The organism is Pseudomonas sp. GW823-FHT02C05 (genome assembly GCF_058797595.1).
This window is the reverse complement of the sequence record NZ_JBXAJU010000004.1, coordinates 188,248-206,710: the sequence shown is the minus strand read 5'-3', so window position 1 is coordinate 206,710 and position 18,463 is coordinate 188,248. Positions and strand designations below refer to the sequence as shown.

Below are 18,463 nucleotides of genomic sequence, written 5' to 3'. Positions count from 1 at the left end.
TCCTAAAATTTACCGATGGTGAGTGTCGCCAGCCGGTCGCTGAAAATGGCGAACCTGGATCTGGAAACCATTACGTAAGCCTACATACAGGCTTTCCCCGGGAGTCAGTCCCGCAGCGGTGGCCCAACGGGCCAAATCATCTTGTTCGAACCCTAGCCAGAGATCGCCGCAAGCCTCTTTGGCCCAACTCTGGTTGTGGCTGCACAAGTCTGTCACTAACAGGCTGCCGCCTGGTTGCAGCAATTGGGCCATCTGCTTGAGGGCCTCGGCCGGCGCGGCGAAATGGTGCAGGACCATGTTCAGCACCACACAATCGGCCTGCAGCTGTACACCGTTCAGTGCATCGGCCAATTGCAGGCTGACGTTAGCCAATGTTTCGCGTTCGCACAGCTGGCGTGCCAGCTCCAGCATCGCCGGGCTGTTGTCCAGCGCGGTAACCCGGGCAAAGCGTCGGGCCAGCTCGGGGAGAAATCCACCGTCGCCGGGGCCGACTTCAATGGCCGTGGCCACTGGGTCGAAACTCAGTTTGTCCAGCAGCGCCAGCACACTGTCGCGATACTGGGGCAGTCCTGCGATCAGGTCCTGCTGGGCGCGGAATTTTTCCGCCACCCGGGAAAAGAAGTCCTGGCTGGCTGCAGCCCGCTGCCGGTGCACCAGGCTGATCCGGGCCTGTACCTCGCCCGGCAGGTTCAGCTGGTCGACCTCTTCCAGCAAGGCTGCGTGCAGTTTGCCGCCCAGGAGCCCGGTATGGGGCAGGGCGCGGCGATAGAAAATCGCATTGCCTTCACGGCGGGTCGCCACCAGGCTGGCCTGGGCCAGGACCTTCAGGTGGTGGCTCATGCCCGACTGGCCGATGGCGAAGATCTGCGCCAGCTCCAGCACACCAAACGAATCGTTGCTCAGCGCGCGCAATACATTCAGCCGCAGGGGGTCGCCGCCGGCCTTGCACAGGGCCGCCAGTTCGTCGCAATCGTCATGGCTGATGGCAGGCGCGGGCAGGTTCATGGGGCAGCAGTCTAGAGATGCCCGCAAATGCTCGCAAGGCCAATATCAAAAAGTTTTGATATTGGGGTCTGCAGGGGCTTTTCCAGAGCCTCTGCTTCTACAGTCAACGAGCGGCGAAGGGGTTTCATCAATGGATTGTGTCTTCAACAGGGGAAAAACATGCCTGAGTGACTATCTGTCATTGCCCCCGCCTGACGCCTGAGGGAAAATGCAGGCCTTTTTTCCGTTTCGTTTTATTCAATCCCCAGGAGATCAGCGATGCCAAGCCGTCGTGAGCGTGCCAACGCCATTCGTGCCCTCAGCATGGATGCCGTGCAAAAAGCCAACAGCGGCCATCCAGGTGCCCCTATGGGTATGGCGGATATCGCCGAAGTACTTTGGCGTGACTACCTGAAGCACAACCCGAGCAACCCATCCTTCGCCGACCGCGACCGCTTCGTGCTGTCCAATGGCCACGGCTCGATGTTGATCTACTCGCTGCTGCACCTGACCGGCTACGACCTGTCGATCGATGACCTGAAGAACTTTCGCCAGCTGCACAGCCGCACCCCGGGCCACCCGGAGTTCGGTTACACCCCAGGCGTGGAAACCACCACCGGCCCGCTGGGCCAGGGCCTGGCCAACGCTGTGGGCTTTGCCCTCGCGGAGAAAGTCCTGGCGGCGCAGTTCAACCGTCCAGGCCACAACATTGTCGACCATCACACCTACGTGTTCCTGGGTGATGGCTGCATGATGGAAGGCATTTCCCACGAAGTCGCTTCCCTGGCCGGCACCCTGGGCCTGGGCAAGCTGATCGCCTTCTACGATGACAACGGCATCTCCATCGACGGCGAAGTCGAAGGCTGGTTCACCGACGACACGCCCAAGCGTTTCGAAGCCTATAACTGGCAAGTGATCCGCAACGTCGACGGCCACGATCCGGAAGAGATCAAGACCGCCATCGACACCGCGCGCAAGAGCCCGCTGCCGACTCTGATCTGCTGCAAGACCACCATCGGTTTCGGTTCGCCGAACAAGCAGGGCAAGGAAGATTGCCACGGCGCGCCACTGGGCGACGCGGAAATCGCCCTGACCCGCCAGGCGCTGAACTGGAACTACGGCCCGTTCGAAATCCCGGCCGACATTTATGCCGAGTGGGATGCCAAGGAAAAAGGTCGCGCTGCCGAAGCCGAGTGGGACCAGCGTTTCGCGGCCTATTCCGCTGCATTCCCAACCGAAGCCAACGAACTGGTACGTCGCCTTAGCGGTGACCTGCCTGCCGACTTCGCCGAGAAGGCCGACGCCTACATCGCCGAAGTGGCCGCCAAGGGCGAAACCATCGCCAGCCGCAAGGCCAGCCAGAACACCCTGAATGCCTTCGGCCCCCTGCTGCCGGAAGTGCTCGGTGGGTCGGCCGACCTGGCCGGTTCCAACCTGACCCTGTGGAAAGGTTGCAAGGGTGTCAGCGCTGAAGATGCCAGCGGCAACTACATGTACTACGGCGTGCGCGAGTTCGGCATGACCGCCATCATGAACGGCGTTGCCCTGCACGGCGGCCTGGTGCCTTACGGCGCGACCTTCCTGATGTTCATGGAATACGCCCGCAACGCAGTGCGCATGTCGGCGCTGATGAAGAAGCGTGTGATCCATGTCTACACCCACGACTCCATCGGTCTGGGCGAAGACGGCCCGACGCACCAGCCGATCGAGCAACTGACCAGCCTGCGTACCACGCCGAACCTCGACACCTGGCGCCCGGCCGATGCCGTTGAATCGGCGGTGGCCTGGAAAAACGCGCTGGAGCGTAAAGACGGCCCTTCGGCGCTGATCTTCTCGCGCCAGAACCTGCAGCACCAAACCCGCGATGCCGGCCAGATCGCCGACATCAGCCGCGGTGGCTATGTGTTGAAGGACTGCGCAGGCGAGCCTGAACTGATCCTGATCTCCACCGGTTCGGAAGTCGGCCTGGCCGTTCAGGCCTACGACAAACTGACCGAGCAAGGCCGCAAGGTGCGCGTGGTTTCCATGCCTTGCACCAGCGTGTTCGACGCTCAGGACGCTGGCTACAAGCAATCGGTTCTGCCGCTGCAGGTCAGCGCACGTATCGCGATCGAAGCGGCTCATGCCGACTTCTGGTTCAAGTACGTGGGTCTGGAAGGTCGCGTGATCGGCATGACCACCTACGGCGAATCGGCTCCGGCTTCGGCACTGTTCGAAGAGTTCGGCTTCACCCTGGACAACATCCTGGGCCAGGCCGAAGAGTTGCTGGAAGACTAAACCCGGAAGCCGGGTTGTCTGTACTGACGCAATCGCGAGCAAGCTCGCTCCTGCAGGGATGTATACCGTCCTTGTGGGGGCGAGCTTGCTCGCGATGACGATGGCGCAGGCAGCACGAAGCTGATGGTTTCACCACCGGTCATTGAGAACCCCATGCCTCAACCGCGTCCCTACAAAGTTGCACTCAACGGCTACGGCCGGATTGGTCGTTGCGTCTTGCGTGCTCTGTTCGAGCGAGGGGCTGCGGCCGGGTTCGAGATCGTTGCCATCAACGATCTGGCCGACATGGCCAGCGTTGAATACCTGACACGCTTCGATTCCACCCACGGGCGTTTTCCCGGTGAGGTGAAGGTCGATGGCGATTGTCTGCATATCAATGGCAACTGCGTGAAAGTGTTGCGCAGCGCCACCCCCGAAGGCATCGATTGGGCGTCCCTGGGCGTCGATCTGGTGCTGGAATGCTCCGGTGCCTACCACACCCGCGAAGACGGCCAGCGTTTCCTCGACGCCGGCGCGCCGCGGGTGCTGTTCTCCCAGCCGATGGCCAGCGAGGCGGATGTCGACGCCACCATCGTCTATGGGGTGAACCAGGACTGCCTGAGCGGCGGCGAACGGCTGGTGTCCAACGCCTCCTGCACCACCAACTGCGGCGTGCCGCTGTTGCGCCTGCTGGATCAGGCCATTGGCCTGGAGTACGTATCGATCACCACCATTCACTCGGCGATGAACGACCAGCCGGTGATCGACGCCTATCACCATGAAGACCTGCGGCGTACTCGTTCGGCCTTCCAGTCGGTGATCCCGGTGTCCACCGGTCTGGCGCGGGGTATCGAGCGCCTGTTGCCGGAACTTGCCGGGCGAATTCAGGCCAAAGCAGTGCGGGTGCCGACGGTGAACGTGTCCTGCCTGGACATCACCATGCAGACCGTGAGCGATACCGACGCCACCGAGGTCAACCGGATCCTGCGTGAGGCCGCCACCAGCGGTCCGCTCAAGGGCCTGCTGGCCTACACCGAGCTGCCGCATGCCAGCTGTGATTTCAATCATGATCCCCATTCGGCGATCGTCGATGCCAGTCAGACCCGTGTTTCCGGCCCCCGGCTGGTGAACATCCTGGCCTGGTTCGACAACGAATGGGGCTTTGCCAACCGAATGCTGGACGTAGCTGGGCACTACCTGCACACAGCCGCTCCACGCACTGACACTCAACTCTCTGTTTCTGAAGAACAGTAACCCAGGAATTGCGACCCATGACCGTGTTGAAGATGACCGACCTCGATCTGCAAGGTAAGCGCGTGCTGATCCGTGAAGACCTCAACGTCCCAGTCAAGGACGGTGTTGTCACCAGCGATGCGCGAATCCTGGCTTCGCTGCCGACCATCAAGCTGGCCCTGGAAAAAGGCGCGGCAGTGATGGTCTGCTCGCACCTGGGCCGCCCGACCGAAGGCGAGTTTTCCGCCGAGAACAGCCTCAAGCCGGTGGCCGACTACCTGAGCCGCGCCCTGGGTCGTGAAGTACCGCTGGTGGCCGATTACCTGGGTGGTGTCGAGGTCAAGGCCGGCGACATTGTGCTGTTCGAGAACGTGCGCTTCAACAAGGGCGAGAAAAAGAACGCCGACGAGTTGGCCCAGCAATACGCTGCCCTGTGCGACGTGTTCGTGATGGACGCCTTCGGCACCGCGCACCGCGCCGAGGGTTCGACCCATGGCGTGGCCAAGTTCGCCAAAGTGGCTGCTGCTGGTCCTTTGCTGGCCGCTGAGCTGGACGCGCTGGGCAAGGCCCTGGGCAACCCGGCCAAGCCGATGGCGGCCATCGTTGCCGGCTCCAAGGTGTCGACCAAGCTGGACGTGCTCAATAGCCTGAGCCAGATCTGCGACCAATTGATCGTCGGTGGCGGCATCGCCAATACCTTCCTCGCCGCTGCCGGGCATCCGGTGGGCAAGTCGCTGTACGAGCCGGACCTGCTGGACACCGCTCGCGCCATCGCCGCCAAGGTCAGCGTACCGCTGCCGGTGGACGTGGTGGTGGCCAAGGAATTTGCCGAGAGCGCTGCGGCCACCGTCAAGCTGATCGCCGATGTGGCCGATGACGACATGATTCTCGACATCGGCCCGCAGACTGCCGCGCAGTTCGCCGAACTGCTGAAATCCTCCAGGACCATCCTCTGGAACGGTCCGGTGGGCGTGTTCGAATTCGACCAGTTCGGCAATGGCACCAAGGTCCTGGCCCAGGCCATCGCTGACAGCGCCGCGTTCTCCATTGCCGGCGGCGGCGATACCCTGGCAGCCATCGACAAATATGGCGTAGCCCAGCAGATCTCCTACATTTCTACCGGTGGCGGCGCCTTCCTCGAGTTCGTCGAGGGCAAGGTGCTGCCGGCGGTTGAAGTCCTGGAAGCCCGGGCCAAGGCCTGAGGCCTCGATTGGCCGGGCAAAGGAGTGTTCTGATGGTCAAGACGTTGCCACTGTTGATCGCCGTGGCGTTGCTGGCGGGCTGCTCCAGTGCCCCCAAGGCAACGCCTGCGGAGGATGCCGGCGAGGTGCAGAAAGGCTGCTACCAGGCTGACTGGCAGGCCGAGACGGCTCCGGTGATCAACAAGCGCCTGGGCCCTGAGGGCCTGGAGAAGTACGAGACGCCGTCAAAGGCCAGGGAACAGGGTTGCCCTTGACGGGTCAGATGGGTTAACGCAACGCGCCGGGGCCTGTTGGCCGCCAGCCGAGGAACATTGATGAAAGGTTTGATCGCCGTGGCGATGCTGGGCTTGTTGGCAGGTTGTGCCAACCTGAACCTGCTCAAGTCGCCGACCACTGACAACTGGACCACCTGGACCTGCGACAGCCAGGCCCAGGTGCTCTGGCGCTACACCGACGACAGCCGCAAGGCCGTCGACGTGCGCCTGGGGGGCGACGACCAGGTACGCCGCCTGAAGCTTGAGCCCAGCGGTTCGGGCTCGCTGTACAGCGACGACATGCTGGCGTTTCACGTCAAGGGCGAGGAGGGCCTGGTCTACTGGGTCGCCACCAATGACCTGATCGGCCGCGGCTGCAAGGCCATGTAGGGGCAGGCTTGCCAGCGGAGGCGGCCTCCAGACCTGTGCAAGGTTCAAGGCCCCTTTCACCGGCGAGCCGGCTCCTGCGTGGCTGTAGAAATTTGGTTTTAACGAATGGAACAGAGCGGGTTGACCCCCGATCTGCAATCACTTGAATAGCAGTCGCCGCTACGGCAGGCTTGCACGATTAACGACCCTCGACCGGGAGAGACACACACAATGGCACTCATCAGCATGCGCCAGATGCTGGACCACGCAGCCGAGTTCGGCTACGGCGTTCCAGCCTTCAACGTCAACAACCTTGAGCAGATGCGCGCCATCATGGAAGCCGCTGACAAGACTGACTCCCCGGTGATCGTCCAGGCTTCGGCCGGCGCCCGCAAATACGCCGGCGCGCCTTTCCTGCGTCACCTGATTCTGGCTGCCATCGAAGAGTTTCCGCATATCCCGGTGTGCATGCACCAGGACCACGGCACCAGCCCTGACGTCTGCCAGCGCTCCATCCAACTGGGCTTTTCCTCGGTCATGATGGACGGCTCCCTCGGTGAAGACGGCAAGACTCCGACCGACTACGAATACAACGTCCGTGTTACCCAGCAGACCGTGGCCATGGCCCACGCCTGCGGCGTGTCGGTAGAAGGCGAGCTGGGCTGCCTGGGTTCGTTGGAAACCGGCATGGCCGGTGAAGAAGACGGTATTGGCGCCGAAGGCGTGCTGGATCACAGCCAGATGCTGACCGACCCGGAAGAAGCCGCGGACTTCGTCAAGAAGACCCAGGTCGACGCCCTGGCCATCGCCATCGGTACCAGCCACGGCGCCTACAAGTTCACCAAGCCGCCTACCGGCGACGTACTGGCCATCGACCGCATCAAGGAAATCCACAAGCGCATCCCCAACACTCACCTGGTGATGCACGGTTCGTCTTCGGTGCCGCAAGAGTGGCTGGCGATCATCAACCAGTACGGTGGCGACATCAAGGAAACCTACGGCGTGCCGGTTGAAGAAATCGTCGAAGGCATCAAGTACGGCGTGCGCAAGGTCAACATCGACACCGACCTGCGCCTGGCGTCCACTGGTGCCATGCGCCGCCTGATGGCCACCAACCCCAGCGAGTTCGACCCGCGCAAGTTCTTCGGCGCCACCGTGACCGCCATGCGCGATGTCTGCATCGCCCGTTACGAAGCCTTCGGCACCGCCGGCAACGCCTCGAAGATCAAGCCGATCTCCCTGGAAGCCATGTTCCAGCGTTACCTCAAGGGTGAGCTGAACGCCAAGGTCAACTGAGCCTAAGCGTCGAACGAAGAAGCCCGCAGCGATGCGGGCTTTTTTGTATCCGGAACTCTTGCCTTCGTAGGCGCTGGCTGGCCAGCGAAGAGCGCCTTTGGGCGGATGCCGGGCTCAAGGGCGCCTTCGCCGGCAAGCCGGCCCCTACGCAGGGAGGGGTGTCAGGTCTTGTTGTGGTCGATGTCCAGCTTGGAAAAGGTCACCTTGCCGCCTTCGCTGGTATAGCCGGTGTTGTCCTGCACATAAACCCCGGCCTTGAAGTACAGCGGCTTGTCGCGCCAGGTCGCGCTCAACTGGCTGTCCCACTGATAGCCGGCAGCGCTGACGCCCAGGGCGCCACCCGGGCTCAGGTGGATCAGGTAGGAAAACTCCCGGTCCATGGGCACGTTCTCGGCAATGGTGATGACACGGCCTTCCTCGTCGTCCGGGTGCAGGCGCACCTTGGCCACGATGTTGCCGCTGCCCTTGCTGGTCTTGTACTGGTACTCGACCTTCACCAGCGGCTTGGTGCTGTTGTAGGCGTGGATCTGGCCGATGACGATCTTGCCCGAGGAGGGCACCTGGTTCACCGCCAGGGTCGCGTACAGCAGGTTGTCCGCTTCGGGGTAGGTCCAGTTGCGCAAGGTGCCGTTGGAGTAGGTCTCGCGCAGCTCGGTGCGCGGGTAGATGGCGTTCTCGGTTTTCGAGCCGGTCACCGGCGACCAGAAGAACAGGGTGCCGGTATCGGAGTGGAAGTACTGGTCCTTGAACCCCTTGACCAGTGTCGGGGTGTCGATGGTCGCCGGCGGGCTGCCGACGGGAACGCTGAGGTTCCAGGTTGCCAGGTCGATCATGGTGGTTTTCCGCAAGGCATGGCTGATGCAGGTGGCCGAAGGCTTTAGCCTGCGCTTCTTAGGGGGTCTTTATAGCGCAGAAGCGGTGCTTGGCGAGGCCCGTATGGCGGATATCTGGCGTCAGCAAAATGTCGAAATGCCATCTATCCCGGTTTTTATGCGGCAACTCTGTGACCGTTAGTCGGGAGTCGTGCCCATTGGCGAAGTGATGGCGTGTTGGCAGCTTCTGCTTTTGAGGATCCGGGTCTAGAGTGAAACCTTAGGTTTTACCGGGTTTTTACACCCGTTCAGTCTTATTACAGACAAGAGAAGCAGCATGGAATGCGTGCAACCAGAGCCAGCCGAAGGCCACTCCACTCTTCTGATCGTCGATGACTATCCTGAAAACCTCCTCAGCATGCGTGCTCTGTTGCAGCGCCAGGACTGGCAGGTGATGACCGCCGCCTCGGGGGTCGAGGCCCTGGGCCTGCTGCTCGAACATGAAGTGGACCTGGTGTTGCTGGATGTACAGATGCCCGGCATGGATGGCTTCGAAGTCGCCCGCCTGATGCGTGGCAGCCAACGTACCCGGCTGACCCCGATCATCTTTCTCACCGCCAACGAACAGTCTCAGGACGCTGTGATCAAGGGCTATGCCAGTGGCGCCGTGGACTACCTGTTCAAGCCGTTCGACCCACAGATTCTCAAGCCCAAGGTCCAGGCCCTGCTGGAGCATCAGCGCAACCGCCGGGCCCTGCAGCACCTCAGTCACGACCTGGAGGTGGCGCGGGCCTTCAATGCCTCGGTGCTGGACAACGCTGCCGAGGGCATCCTGGTGGTGGACGAGGGCGGGTGCGTGCGTTTCGCCAATCCGGCGGTCTCGCGCCTGCTCAATGCCCAGGTCAAGGAGCTGGAAGGCTCGCCCTTTCTCGACTACCTGCAAAAGCCCCACGTTCCCGACTGGAGCGGCTCCGAGCTCTACGCCTGTTATCGCCGGGGCGAAACCTATCGCCTGCACGACGCTCAGATGCGCACCGTGCCCGGCCAGTTGATCAGCGTAGCCTTGTCCTGTGCGCCCTTGCCCAGTGACCAGAAAGCAATGGTGGTCACCCTGCTGGACATGTCCGAAGTGCGTCACCTGCACCAGCAACTGGAATACCAGGCCGTGACCGACCCGCTGACCGGCCTGCTCAACCGCCGCGGTTTCTATCAGACGGTGGAAAACATCCTGCTGCGCAGCGACCGCTCGGGAAAGTCCCTGGTCCTGCTCTACCTGGACCTCGACGGCTTCAAGCGGGTCAACGACTCCCTGGGGCACGACGCCGGCGACCGGGTGCTGCGCTGGGTTTCCGAGCAATTGAAGGACTGCCTGCACTCCTTCGACATTCTCGGGCGCATGGGCGGCGACGAATTCACCGCGCTGCTGGAGCTGAGCTTCCCCGAGCAAGCGGCGAAGATCGCCGAGAAGCTGATCGAACGCCTGTCCATCAACCAGCAGATCGATGGCCTGGAGGTGGTGCTGGGGGCGAGTATCGGCATCGCCATCTACCCCGACTGCGGTTCCAACCTGGACGGCCTGTTGCGGGCGGCGGACATCGCCATGTACGAAGCCAAGCGCGCCGGCCGCCAGCAGTACCGCTACTACGATCACGAGATGAACGGCCGCGCCCGTTCGCGGCTGATGCTCGAGGAAAGCGTGCGCAGCGCCGTGGAGCGCAAGGAATTCACCCTGGTGTACCAGCCCCAGGTGGCCATTGCCGACGGGCGCCTGCGCGGTTTCGAAGCCTTGCTGCGCTGGCGTCATCCGAGTGTGGGCGACGTGCCTCCGGGGCTGTTCCTTCCCCTGCTTGAGGAGGCACGGCTGATCAGCCGCCTGGGCAGTTGGATCTATCAACAGGGCGCGGCCCAGCGCAAGGACTGGGAGCAGGTGTTCAGTCCCGACCTGGTGCTGGGCGTCAGCCTCAGTGCCACCCAGTTCAACATGCCCAACCTGGTGGCCGAGCTGCGCCAGGTGCTGTCGCGCCATGGCCTGCAACCGCGCCAACTGGAGGTGGAGGTTACCGAGGCCGCCTTGACCCAGAACCTGGATGACACCCGCAAACAGTTGCAGCTCCTGCGTCAGCTGGGGGTGCGGGTGGCCCTGGATGACTTCGGCTCGGGCAGTTGTTGCCTGGCCTACCTGCGTGACCTGCAACTGGACACCCTCAAGCTCGATCGCCACCTGATTGCCCGCCTGCTGACCTCGCCAAGGGATGCCGCCATTGCCCGCTGCGTGATCGACCTGTGCAAGCAGTTCGACCTGCTGGTGATCGCCGAGGGCGTGGAAACCCTCGAGCAATACCAGTGGCTCAAGGCCAATGGCTGCGAGTATGTGCAAGGTTTCCTGGTGGCTCGGCCGCTGACCGCCAGTATCGCCAGCCAGTTTGCCCAGCCCTTTGACTGGAGCGCGCTACAGGCCTGAATTCGCTACACTGGCGCCTTTTTATGCCCTGCGTTGCCCCTTCATGACCGCACTCAAATACCTCCAGGCCTATCCCGTTGCCTTGCAGCAGCAAGTGCTCCAGTTGATCGATGAACAGCGCCTGGGCGGCTACCTGAGCCAGCGTTACCCGGGCCGGCACGCCGTACAGAGCGACAAGGCGCTGTACAGCTACGCTCTGGAGCTCAAGCAGGAATACCTGCGCAATGCGCCGGCCATCGACAAGGTGCTGTTCGACAACCGTCTGGACCTGACCCACCGTGCCCTGGGCCTGCATACCACGGTTTCCCGGGTGCAGGGCGGCAAGCTCAAGGCCAAGAAAGAGATCCGCATCGCTTCGCTGTTCAAGGAGGCGGCGCCGGAATTCCTGCGGATGATCGTGGTGCACGAGCTGGCCCACTTCAAGGAATCGGATCACAACAAGGCGTTCTACAAGCTCTGCGAGCATATGCTGCCGGGCTATCACCAGCTGGAGTTCGACCTGCGGGTCTACCTGACCTGGCGCGACCTGCAAGGCAAGGCGGGAGCGCCGGATTAACCCCTGAAGGCAAGGAGTGGGCGATGGATGTGAGCAAGACCAAGAGCAGTTTCTACCGCCGCCTGTATGTGGCGTACCTGATCGACAGCGGCCTGGCCAGCAGCGTGCCGGCGCTGACCGAGGTCACCGGTATGCCGCGGCGCACCGCCCAGGACACCATCGCGGCCCTGGCGGACCTGGACATCCTCTGCGAGTTCGAGCAGCAGGAAGGCGCGCGCAACCATGCCGGGCGTTACCGGATCCACAACTGGGGCGCCATCGACAAGGGCTGGATCGAGCCCAACCTGCGGCAGATCAAGGCCGTGCTGGGCTATCCCTGAGGCTCAGGAGCGACGCATGCCGATGTGAGGAATACCGTCCTCCAGGTATGCTTCGCCCGCCACCACGAAACCGTAGCGGCCGTAATAGGCCTGCAGATGAGCCTGGGCCGAGAGGTAGATCGGCGTTTGCGGCCAGTGCCGCTCGGCCTGCTTCAGCGCCTGCTCCATCAGGGTGTGGCCCAGGCCCTGGCCACGGGCCTGTTCAGCGATGACCACGCGGCCGATGACCACGTCGCCACCCTGGGAAGTCGGGTCCAGCAGGCGCAGGTAGGCCAGCAACCGGTCGCCGTCCCAGGCCATCAGGTGGCAGGTATCGCCTTCAAGGTCGCGGCCGTCGACTTCCTGATAAGGGCATTTCTGTTCCACCACGAAGACTTCGGTGCGCAATTGCAGAATCGCGTACAACTGTTCCTTGCCCAGGTCGGTGTGGTGTTTGCAGACCCATTCGATGGTCATCTTCATATCCTGTATTGAGTGCTGCGCGAAATAGTAAGCACATCGCCACGGGATGTCTTGCCGGTTGTCACGCAGATATTGTTTCTGTGAGATGGGTCAAAATGCCACTACTGAGATCACTGGTATTTGTCTTCTTTGTGTAATCTGTTTTCAAGACCTGTGCATGGGTTCTGATGAGCTAATGTTAGGAGCTGGGCCGACCTGTGCCGCACAGGCCGCGACCCTGGAGTATGGGCTGGAACGCGCTGGGCCCAGGGCCCGCTAAGGATCTATTAGCATGCTGCGACTGCATCGAGCTTTGGCTTTGATCGGATTGCTGTTGCTGGGCCAGAGCGCTTTTGCCGAAAGGCTGCGGCTGGTCGCCGATGCCTGGCCACCCTTTACCGACGCGACCCTGGTCAATGGCGGCGTGGCCACCGACATTGTCAGCACCGCCCTGTCCCGCGCCGGCTATTCCAGCGAATTCGAGCAGGTGCCCTGGGCCCGGGCCCTGCTGGGCATCGGCGAGGGGCGCTACGACGTGCTGGTGAATGCCTGGTACAACGAAGAGCGCACCCAGTTGGGGCAGTTCTCCGCGGAATACATGGTCAACCGCGTGCGCTTCATCAAGCGCAAGGATGCGCCGCTGGAATACAGCAACCTCAAGCAGCTGCATGAGTACCCGGTGGCAGTGGTGCGTGGCTACGCCTATTCCCCCGAATTCGACAATGACCCCGATCTGCAGAAGGTGCCGGTGCACAACTTCGCCATGGCGGTGCGCATGCTGGCGGCGGATCGGGTCAAGCTGACCCTGGAGGACGAATACGTGGCCCGCTACTACTTGGCCCGGGAGTCACCGCGGGTACGCAATGCGGTGGAGTTTCTGCCCAAGCCCCTGAGCGAGAACAGCCTGCATATCCTGGTCAGCCTGAAGAACCCCGAGCATGCGCAGATCGTGGCCAGGTTCGACAAGGAAATCGCTGCCATGAAAGCTGACGGCAGCTACGACCGCCTGCTGCGCCAGCACGGCATGTAACCGAAGGTGCAGGAGCTGGCTTGCCAGCGAAAGCGACTCCGGACCGTGCATGAGTCTTGCGGCCCCTTTCGCCGGCAAGCCGGCTCCTACGGTTTTGCGTTGTCGCTGGTGTCCTTGATCAGATGCGCCGCCAGGGTCCGCAACGGGCCCAGCTGACGGCAGATCAGCGCCAGTTGGGTCTGCACCAGGCGCTGGCCTTCGTCGACCTCGTCGGGCATCTGCTCCAGCTCATTGGCCAGGGCTTCTTCGGCATCGCTCTGGATATCGATCGGGGTCTTGTTGGCCAGACCCTGGGCAATCTCGTCGATGCTGGCCGCCAGGCTGACCCCGGCGCCTTCGATCAAGTGCTCGCGAACCTCGTCCGGCAGCCGGGTTTCGCGGTGTGCGCCCAGGCCCGAGAGGTAGCTGAGCAAGGTGTGGGACAGCACCAGGAAGCGGAAGCCCACGTCCGCTTCCTTACGGAAATGCCCGGGTTCCATGAGCATGTTGGCCAGGGTGGTGGACAGCGCGGCGTCGGCGTTGTGGGCGTTGCGCCGGGCCAGTCGGTAGGCCAGGTCGTCGCTCTTGCCGGCGGCATACTGCTGCATGATCTGGCGCAGGTAGATGCTGTTGCAGGTCAGGGTGTTGGCCAGCACCTTGTTCAGGCGTCGGCCCTGCCAGTCCGGCAGGAACAGGAACACCGCCAGCCCGGCGATCAGGCTGCCCAGCAGCGTATCGAACAGCCGCGGCAGGAACAGCCCATAACCGTCGCCCACCTGGTTGAAGCAGAACAGCACCATCAGGGTGATGGCCGCCGTGGCCAGGGTGTAGCGGGTGGTGCGGTTGGTGAAGAACACCACCCCGGCGGCAATGGCGAACAGCGACTGCACCAAGGGGCTGGGGAACAGGTCGAACAGCGCCCAGGCAATGGTCAGGCCGATGGCGGTGCCGATGATCCGCTGGCCCAGCTTGCGCCGGGTAGCGCCGTAGTTGGGCTGGCAGACGAACAGGGTGGTGAGGATGATCCAGTAACCCTGGGAAGGGTGGATCAAATGCACCATGCCGTAGCCGATGCTCAGCGCCAGGGGCAGGCGCAGGGCATGGCGGAACAGCAGCGAGGTTGGCGTCAGCTGGGTGCGTAGGCGGGTCCAGACATCCTTGAAGTTGCGTGGCGAACGGTCCAGCAGGCTGCTGTCGGTGGCGTCCGCCAGGGCGTCGGGGTTGCTGGCGTCGCTGAGCAGGCGGTCGAGGGTGCCGAGGTTGGCCGCCAGGGCTCGCAATGAGCGCAACAGCCCGCGCCAGGCCGGGTTGCTCTGGATCCGCAGGTGTTCCAGGGAAGCGTGCAGGTCGCCCAGGGCCTCGGCGAAGGTGGCGTCATAGACGAACGGCTGGCGCAACTGGATGGATTCGGCCAGGGCACGGCAGGCCTTGCCCTGCTGGCGCAGCAGGCGCTGGCAGCGGAACAGCACGTCGCTGTGGAAAAACGCCTCGGTCAGGGCGTTGTACGGGTAGTGGGAAGAGCTGGCGCGCTCATGAATGTCCTGGGCCAGGAAGTACAGCTTCAGGTAGCGGCTGACCTTCGACCCCGGCCGGCCGTTGCCCACCCGGTGCAGGATGATTTCCTTGGCGACGTTGAGGGCCGCTACCACCTTGCCGTTCTGCTTGGCCAGTTCCAGGCGCCGGGCCTCCACGTCCAGCTGGCGGATGGGCTCGAACAGCGAGGACTTGAGCTTGAGGTAGTAACCCAGTTCGCGAAACAGCCGGGCCAGGCTCTGCTGCACCGGCTGGTTGGAAAACAGCGCTTGCCACAGCACCGACAGCAGGCCGTACCAGGCGGCGCCGGCCACCAGCAGCAGCGGCTCGTGCCAGAAATCGATCACCGCGCCGCCGCGCTGGTCGACGCCGATCATGGTGTAGACCGAGAGGATCAGGGTCGCCGAGGCGATGGCGCCATAGCGTTCGCCCAGCGCCCCCAGCATGGTCAGGCCGAAGCTGGCCAGGGCCAGGGCGATGGCGAAGATCCAGGGGTAGGGGAACAGCAGTTCCACCGACAGCGCGGCAATGCTGAAGCACACCAGGGTCACGGCCAGGGAATTGAGCCGGCCTTGCCAGCTGTCATCGGTTTCCGCCAGGGCGCTGGCGATGATGCCGAGGAACAGCGGGATCAGCAGGGCCATTTCATCCTGATACCAGCACAGCGCCATGCTGCCGGTCAGGGCGATGAACACCCGCACGCTGTAGCTGAATTTATCCAGCGCCCAGAGGCGGCGCAGGGATTGGCGAAAAGAGGTCGAGGACATGGAGTAGGGCAGGCCTTCCGGGGCGATGCAGCTAAATTGAGCCAGTATTGACGACGGCGCAATGCCGTCGTCACATCGGCCGGCAAATTCTGTTGCCGTTGCCGGTCGGACACCTGTAGCCGCTGCCGCAGGCTGCGACAGGTCCGCAGGACCTCAGCGGACATCGGATCGCCGCGCCCCTTCGGGTCGTTCGCAGCCTGCGGCAGCGGCTACAGGGAGACGCAGCGGCTCAGACGTACTGCGCCGCCGCGTAGCCCGAGGCCCAGGCCCACTGGAAGTTGAAGCCGCCCAGGTGGCCGGTGACGTCCAGCACTTCACCGATGAAATACAGCCCCGGGCTCTTCAGCGATTCCATGGTCTTGGACGAAACTTCCCGGGTGTCGACGCCGCCCAGGGTCACTTCGGCGGTGCGGTAGCCCTCGGTGCCCGCCGGTACCAGTTGCCAGCTGCCGAGTTTCTGCGCCACGTCCGCCAGCTCCGCCGGGGTGTACTGCTTCATCGGCTTGGAGACGAACCAGTGGTCGGCCAGCAGGCCGGCCATCTTCTTGGTGAAGATCTCCCCCAAGAGGGTCTTGAGCTCGCTGTTGGGGCGCTCGGCCTGCTGCTGTTGCAGCCAGCCCAGGGCGTCGTGGTCCGGCAGCAGGTTGATCTCGACGCTGTCGCCGGGCTGCCAGTAGGAGGAAATCTGCAGGATCGCCGGGCCGCTGAGGCCGCGGTGGGTGAACAGGATGTTCTCGCGAAAGCTCTGGTCGTTGCAGCTCACCAGGCAATCCACCGAGGTCCCCGATAGCTCGCTGCACAGTTCCTTGAGCTGGTCGGTGATGGTGAACGGCACCAGGCCGGCACGGGTCGGCAGCAGTTCGTGGCCGAACTGTTTGGCCACCTGATAACCGAAGCCGGTGGCGCCCAGCGTCGGGATCGACAGCCCGCCGGTGGCGATCACCAGCGATTGGCACTGAACCTGGCCGAGGGTGGTGTCGAGCAGGTAGCCGCTTTCGACCTTTTCGATGGTCTGGATCGAGGTGTCCAGGCGCAGCTCCACGCCGACCTGATCGCACTCGTCGAGCAGCATGCCGAGGATGTCGCTGGACTTGTTATCGCAGAACAGCTGGCCGAGTTTCTTCTCGTGGTAGGGCACGCCGTGCTTGGCCACCAGGCCGATGAAATCCCACTGGGTGTAGCGCGCCAGGGCCGATTTGCAGAAGTGCGGGTTCTGCGACAGGAAGTTGGCCGGCTCGGTGTACATATTGGTGAAATTGCAGCGACCGCCGCCGGACATCAGGATTTTCTTGCCGGCCTTGTTGGCGTGGTCCAGCAGCAGCACCTGGCGGCCCCGGCCGGCCGCGGTCAGGGCGCACATCAGGCCGGCGGCGCCGGCGCCAATGATCACGACTTCGGTAGAACGCAAAACGGTGTCCTCAATAGAAGCGAACGGCCCTGTGGCAGCGGCTACAGGTCAAACAGTGGGGTTAAAGGACGCGCACGCGCAGCGAGCGGCCCTTGATCTTGCCGTTGTTCAGGCGCTGCAGCGCCTGCATGACCACGGTGCGTTCAACCGCCACATACGACTGGAAGTCGAAGATCGCGATCTTGCCGACCTGGGCGCCCGGGATGCCGGCGTCGCCGGTCAGTGCGCCGAGAATATCCCCCGGACGTACCTTGTCCTTGCGCCCGCCGGCGATGCACAACGTGCTCATCGGTGGCTGCAGCGGGGCGCCGCCCTGGGACTTGAGGTTATCGACCTGATCCCAGTTCAACGGGGCTTTCTGCAGTTGTTCGATGGCTTGCGCGCGATGGGCTTCGGACGGTGCGACGAGGCTGACCGCGATGCCTTTCTCGCCAGCGCGACCGGTACGGCCAACGCGGTGAATGTGGATTTCCGAATCGCGGGCCAGCTCGACGTTGATCACCATGTCCAGCGCATCGATGTCCAGACCACGGGCGGCGACGTCGGTGGCGACCAGTACCGATGTGCTGCGGTTGGCAAACATCGCCAGCACCTGATCGCGGTCACGCTGCTCCAGGTCGCCGTGCAGGCCGACAGCGGAGATGCCTTTGGCGGTCAGGTGATCGACGGTTTCCTGCACTTGCTGCTTGGTGAAGCAGAACGCCACACAGGAGGCCGGGCGGAAGTGGTGCAGGACTTTGGTCACTGCGCTCATGCGCTCTTCCGGTGAAATCTCGTAGAAGCGCTGCTCGATCTGCGTATCGTCGTGGAACGCTTCGGCTTTCACCGTTTGCGGATCGCGCATGAATTTCGACGCCAGTTGCTTGATGCCCACCGGATACGTGGCGGAGAACAGCAGGGTCTGGCGGCGCGACGGGGTCTTTTCGATGATGTCTTCGATGGCGTCGTAGAAGCCCATGTCGAGCATGCGGTCGGCTTCGTCGAGCACCAGCGTGTTCAGGCCGTCGAGCACCAGCGAACCCTTGCGCAGATGCTGCTGGATACGCCCTGGGGTGCCGACGATGATATGCGCACCGTGCTCCAGGGAGGCGATCTGTGGCCCGAACGACACGCCGCCGCACAGGGTCAGGACCTTGATGTTGTCTTCGGCGCGAGCCAGCCGGCGCACTTCCTTGGCCACCTGGTCGGCCAGCTCGCGAGTCGGGCAGATCACCAGGGCCTGGCAGCCGAAGTAGCGCGGGTTGATCGGGTTCAGCAGGCCGATGCCGAAGGCCGCGGTCTTGCCGCTGCCGGTCTTGGCCTGGGCGATCAGGTCCATGCCCTTGAGGATCACCGGCAAGCTCTGCGCCTGGATCGGCGTCATCTGGGCATAACCGAGGGAGTCGAGGTTAGCCAGCATGGCGGGAGACAGGGGCAAAGTATTAAAAGCGGTGGCAATGGTGGTCACGGGACTGGCCTGCAAAACAAAATGTCGCGCAGTGTATCAGTCCCGCTCCCACAACCTGCAAATTCTGGACGAGCAACCGCGCAGGAGCGGTTTTGTGTAGGAGCTGGCTTGCCAG

Annotated in this window: 17 protein-coding genes; 11 read left to right on the top strand and 6 right to left on the bottom strand. The window is 63.0% G+C overall.

Annotated features, from left to right (window positions below; genetic code table 11):
- Nucleotides 1–9: 9 nt before the first annotated feature.
- Nucleotides 10–1,005, bottom strand: a complete 996-nt coding sequence (locus AC1RGE_RS22300) for an ArsR/SmtB family transcription factor (RefSeq protein WP_011063961.1) — start codon at nt 1,003–1,005, stop codon at nt 10–12.
- A 258-nt stretch (nt 1,006–1,263) separates the two neighbouring features.
- Here AC1RGE_RS22300 and tkt point away from each other — a divergent pair, with 258 nt between their 5' ends.
- The 6 genes from tkt (at nt 1,264) to fba (ending at nt 7,594) form a co-directional block, all read left to right on the top strand.
- Nucleotides 1,264–3,261, top strand: a complete 1,998-nt coding sequence (tkt, locus tag AC1RGE_RS22295) for a transketolase (RefSeq protein WP_011063960.1) — start codon at nt 1,264–1,266, stop codon at nt 3,259–3,261.
- A 153-nt stretch (nt 3,262–3,414) separates the two neighbouring features.
- Nucleotides 3,415–4,494, top strand: coding sequence for an erythrose-4-phosphate dehydrogenase (gene epd / locus AC1RGE_RS22290; protein WP_492585048.1), 1,080 nt, complete (start codon nt 3,415–3,417; stop codon nt 4,492–4,494).
- 17 nt (nt 4,495–4,511) lie between these two features.
- Nucleotides 4,512–5,675: a phosphoglycerate kinase gene (locus AC1RGE_RS22285; RefSeq protein WP_011063958.1), complete on the top strand. Its 1,164-nt coding sequence runs from the start codon at nt 4,512–4,514 to the stop codon at nt 5,673–5,675.
- 32 nt (nt 5,676–5,707) lie between these two features.
- Nucleotides 5,708–5,929: a hypothetical protein gene (locus tag AC1RGE_RS22280; protein ID WP_011063957.1), complete on the top strand. Its 222-nt coding sequence runs from the start codon at nt 5,708–5,710 to the stop codon at nt 5,927–5,929.
- A 60-nt stretch (nt 5,930–5,989) separates the two neighbouring features.
- A complete protein-coding gene (locus AC1RGE_RS22275; protein WP_011063956.1) occupies nt 5,990–6,319 on the top strand; it encodes an MliC family protein in 330 nt (109 codons plus the stop codon).
- 210 nt (nt 6,320–6,529) lie between these two features.
- Entirely contained in the window at nt 6,530–7,594 is a 1,065-nt protein-coding gene (fba, locus tag AC1RGE_RS22270; protein WP_003229012.1) for a class II fructose-bisphosphate aldolase, read from the top strand.
- A 161-nt stretch (nt 7,595–7,755) separates the two neighbouring features.
- Here the strand turns inward: fba and AC1RGE_RS22265 are convergent, their stop codons facing one another.
- Complete coding sequence (locus AC1RGE_RS22265) at nt 7,756–8,427, bottom strand: polysaccharide lyase family 7 protein (RefSeq protein ID WP_011063955.1); 672 nt, start codon at nt 8,425–8,427, stop codon at nt 7,756–7,758.
- On the opposite strand from AC1RGE_RS22265, the gene AC1RGE_RS22260 reads away from it, so the two are divergent.
- The 4 genes from AC1RGE_RS22260 to AC1RGE_RS22245 all read left to right on the top strand — a co-directional run bounded on the left by AC1RGE_RS22260 (nt 8,426) and on the right by AC1RGE_RS22245 (nt 11,743).
- On the top strand, nt 8,426–8,608 hold the full coding sequence (locus AC1RGE_RS22260; RefSeq protein WP_065365099.1) for a hypothetical protein: 183 nt from the start codon (nt 8,426–8,428) through the stop codon (nt 8,606–8,608). The genes AC1RGE_RS22265 and AC1RGE_RS22260 overlap by 2 nt on opposite strands.
- A 135-nt stretch (nt 8,609–8,743) precedes the next feature.
- Nucleotides 8,744–10,867, top strand: coding sequence for a putative bifunctional diguanylate cyclase/phosphodiesterase (locus AC1RGE_RS22255; RefSeq protein WP_011063954.1), 2,124 nt, complete (start codon nt 8,744–8,746; stop codon nt 10,865–10,867).
- A gap of 43 nt (nt 10,868–10,910) precedes the next feature.
- A complete protein-coding gene (locus AC1RGE_RS22250) occupies nt 10,911–11,423 on the top strand; it encodes a M48 metallopeptidase family protein (protein WP_492585046.1) in 513 nt (170 codons plus the stop codon).
- Between the two features lie 23 nt (nt 11,424–11,446).
- Nucleotides 11,447–11,743 (top strand): winged helix-turn-helix domain-containing protein, encoded by a 297-nt coding sequence (locus AC1RGE_RS22245; protein WP_492585044.1) that lies wholly within the window; start codon nt 11,447–11,449, stop codon nt 11,741–11,743.
- Nucleotides 11,744–11,746: 3 nt separating this feature from the next.
- On the opposite strand, the gene AC1RGE_RS22240 is transcribed toward AC1RGE_RS22245, so the two are convergent.
- The gene (locus AC1RGE_RS22240; protein ID WP_011063951.1) at nt 11,747–12,199 is read right to left on the bottom strand and encodes a GNAT family N-acetyltransferase; all 453 of its coding nucleotides are present in this window, start codon (nt 12,197–12,199) and stop codon (nt 11,747–11,749) included.
- Between the two features lie 277 nt (nt 12,200–12,476).
- Between AC1RGE_RS22240 and AC1RGE_RS22235 the strand changes: the two genes are divergently transcribed.
- Nucleotides 12,477–13,214 carry a substrate-binding periplasmic protein gene (locus tag AC1RGE_RS22235; protein ID WP_011063950.1) on the top strand — a complete coding sequence of 246 codons (738 nt, stop codon included), beginning with the start codon at nt 12,477–12,479 and terminating at the stop codon, nt 13,212–13,214.
- Between the two features lie 86 nt (nt 13,215–13,300).
- On the opposite strand, the gene yccS is transcribed toward AC1RGE_RS22235, so the two are convergent.
- The 3 genes from yccS to dbpA form a co-directional block, all read right to left on the bottom strand.
- Complete coding sequence (yccS, locus tag AC1RGE_RS22230) at nt 13,301–15,493, bottom strand: YccS family putative transporter (RefSeq protein ID WP_019095267.1); 2,193 nt, start codon at nt 15,491–15,493, stop codon at nt 13,301–13,303.
- Nucleotides 15,494–15,722: 229 nt separating this feature from the next.
- Nucleotides 15,723–16,901 (bottom strand): BaiN/RdsA family NAD(P)/FAD-dependent oxidoreductase, encoded by a 1,179-nt coding sequence (locus tag AC1RGE_RS22225; protein WP_011063948.1) that lies wholly within the window; start codon nt 16,899–16,901, stop codon nt 15,723–15,725.
- 61 nt (nt 16,902–16,962) lie between these two features.
- Nucleotides 16,963–18,300 (bottom strand): ATP-dependent RNA helicase DbpA, encoded by a 1,338-nt coding sequence (gene dbpA, locus AC1RGE_RS22220; RefSeq protein ID WP_230493580.1) that lies wholly within the window; start codon nt 18,298–18,300, stop codon nt 16,963–16,965.
- Between the last annotated feature and the right edge of the window lie 163 nt (nt 18,301–18,463).

What these genes read in the sequence shown, in the direction of transcription:
- AC1RGE_RS22300 (WP_011063961.1), bottom strand. Translation starts at nt 1,005, where the DNA reads ATGAACCTGCCCGCGCCTGCCATCAGCCATGACGATTGCGACGAACTG.
- tkt (WP_011063960.1), top strand. Translation starts at nt 1,264, where the DNA reads ATGCCAAGCCGTCGTGAGCGTGCCAACGCCATTCGTGCCCTCAGCATG.
- epd (WP_492585048.1), top strand. Translation starts at nt 3,415, where the DNA reads ATGCCTCAACCGCGTCCCTACAAAGTTGCACTCAACGGCTACGGCCGG.
- AC1RGE_RS22285 (WP_011063958.1), top strand. Translation starts at nt 4,512, where the DNA reads ATGACCGTGTTGAAGATGACCGACCTCGATCTGCAAGGTAAGCGCGTG.
- AC1RGE_RS22280 (WP_011063957.1), top strand. Translation starts at nt 5,708, where the DNA reads ATGGTCAAGACGTTGCCACTGTTGATCGCCGTGGCGTTGCTGGCGGGC.
- AC1RGE_RS22275 (WP_011063956.1), top strand. Translation starts at nt 5,990, where the DNA reads ATGAAAGGTTTGATCGCCGTGGCGATGCTGGGCTTGTTGGCAGGTTGT.
- fba (WP_003229012.1), top strand. Translation starts at nt 6,530, where the DNA reads ATGGCACTCATCAGCATGCGCCAGATGCTGGACCACGCAGCCGAGTTC.
- AC1RGE_RS22260 (WP_065365099.1), top strand. Translation starts at nt 8,426, where the DNA reads ATGGTGGTTTTCCGCAAGGCATGGCTGATGCAGGTGGCCGAAGGCTTT.
- AC1RGE_RS22265 (WP_011063955.1), bottom strand. Translation starts at nt 8,427, where the DNA reads ATGATCGACCTGGCAACCTGGAACCTCAGCGTTCCCGTCGGCAGCCCG.
- AC1RGE_RS22255 (WP_011063954.1), top strand. Translation starts at nt 8,744, where the DNA reads ATGGAATGCGTGCAACCAGAGCCAGCCGAAGGCCACTCCACTCTTCTG.
- AC1RGE_RS22250 (WP_492585046.1), top strand. Translation starts at nt 10,911, where the DNA reads ATGACCGCACTCAAATACCTCCAGGCCTATCCCGTTGCCTTGCAGCAG.
- AC1RGE_RS22245 (WP_492585044.1), top strand. Translation starts at nt 11,447, where the DNA reads ATGGATGTGAGCAAGACCAAGAGCAGTTTCTACCGCCGCCTGTATGTG.
- AC1RGE_RS22240 (WP_011063951.1), bottom strand. Translation starts at nt 12,199, where the DNA reads ATGACCATCGAATGGGTCTGCAAACACCACACCGACCTGGGCAAGGAA.
- AC1RGE_RS22235 (WP_011063950.1), top strand. Translation starts at nt 12,477, where the DNA reads ATGCTGCGACTGCATCGAGCTTTGGCTTTGATCGGATTGCTGTTGCTG.
- yccS (WP_019095267.1), bottom strand. Translation starts at nt 15,493, where the DNA reads ATGTCCTCGACCTCTTTTCGCCAATCCCTGCGCCGCCTCTGGGCGCTG.
- dbpA (WP_230493580.1), bottom strand. Translation starts at nt 18,300, where the DNA reads ATGCTGGCTAACCTCGACTCCCTCGGTTATGCCCAGATGACGCCGATC.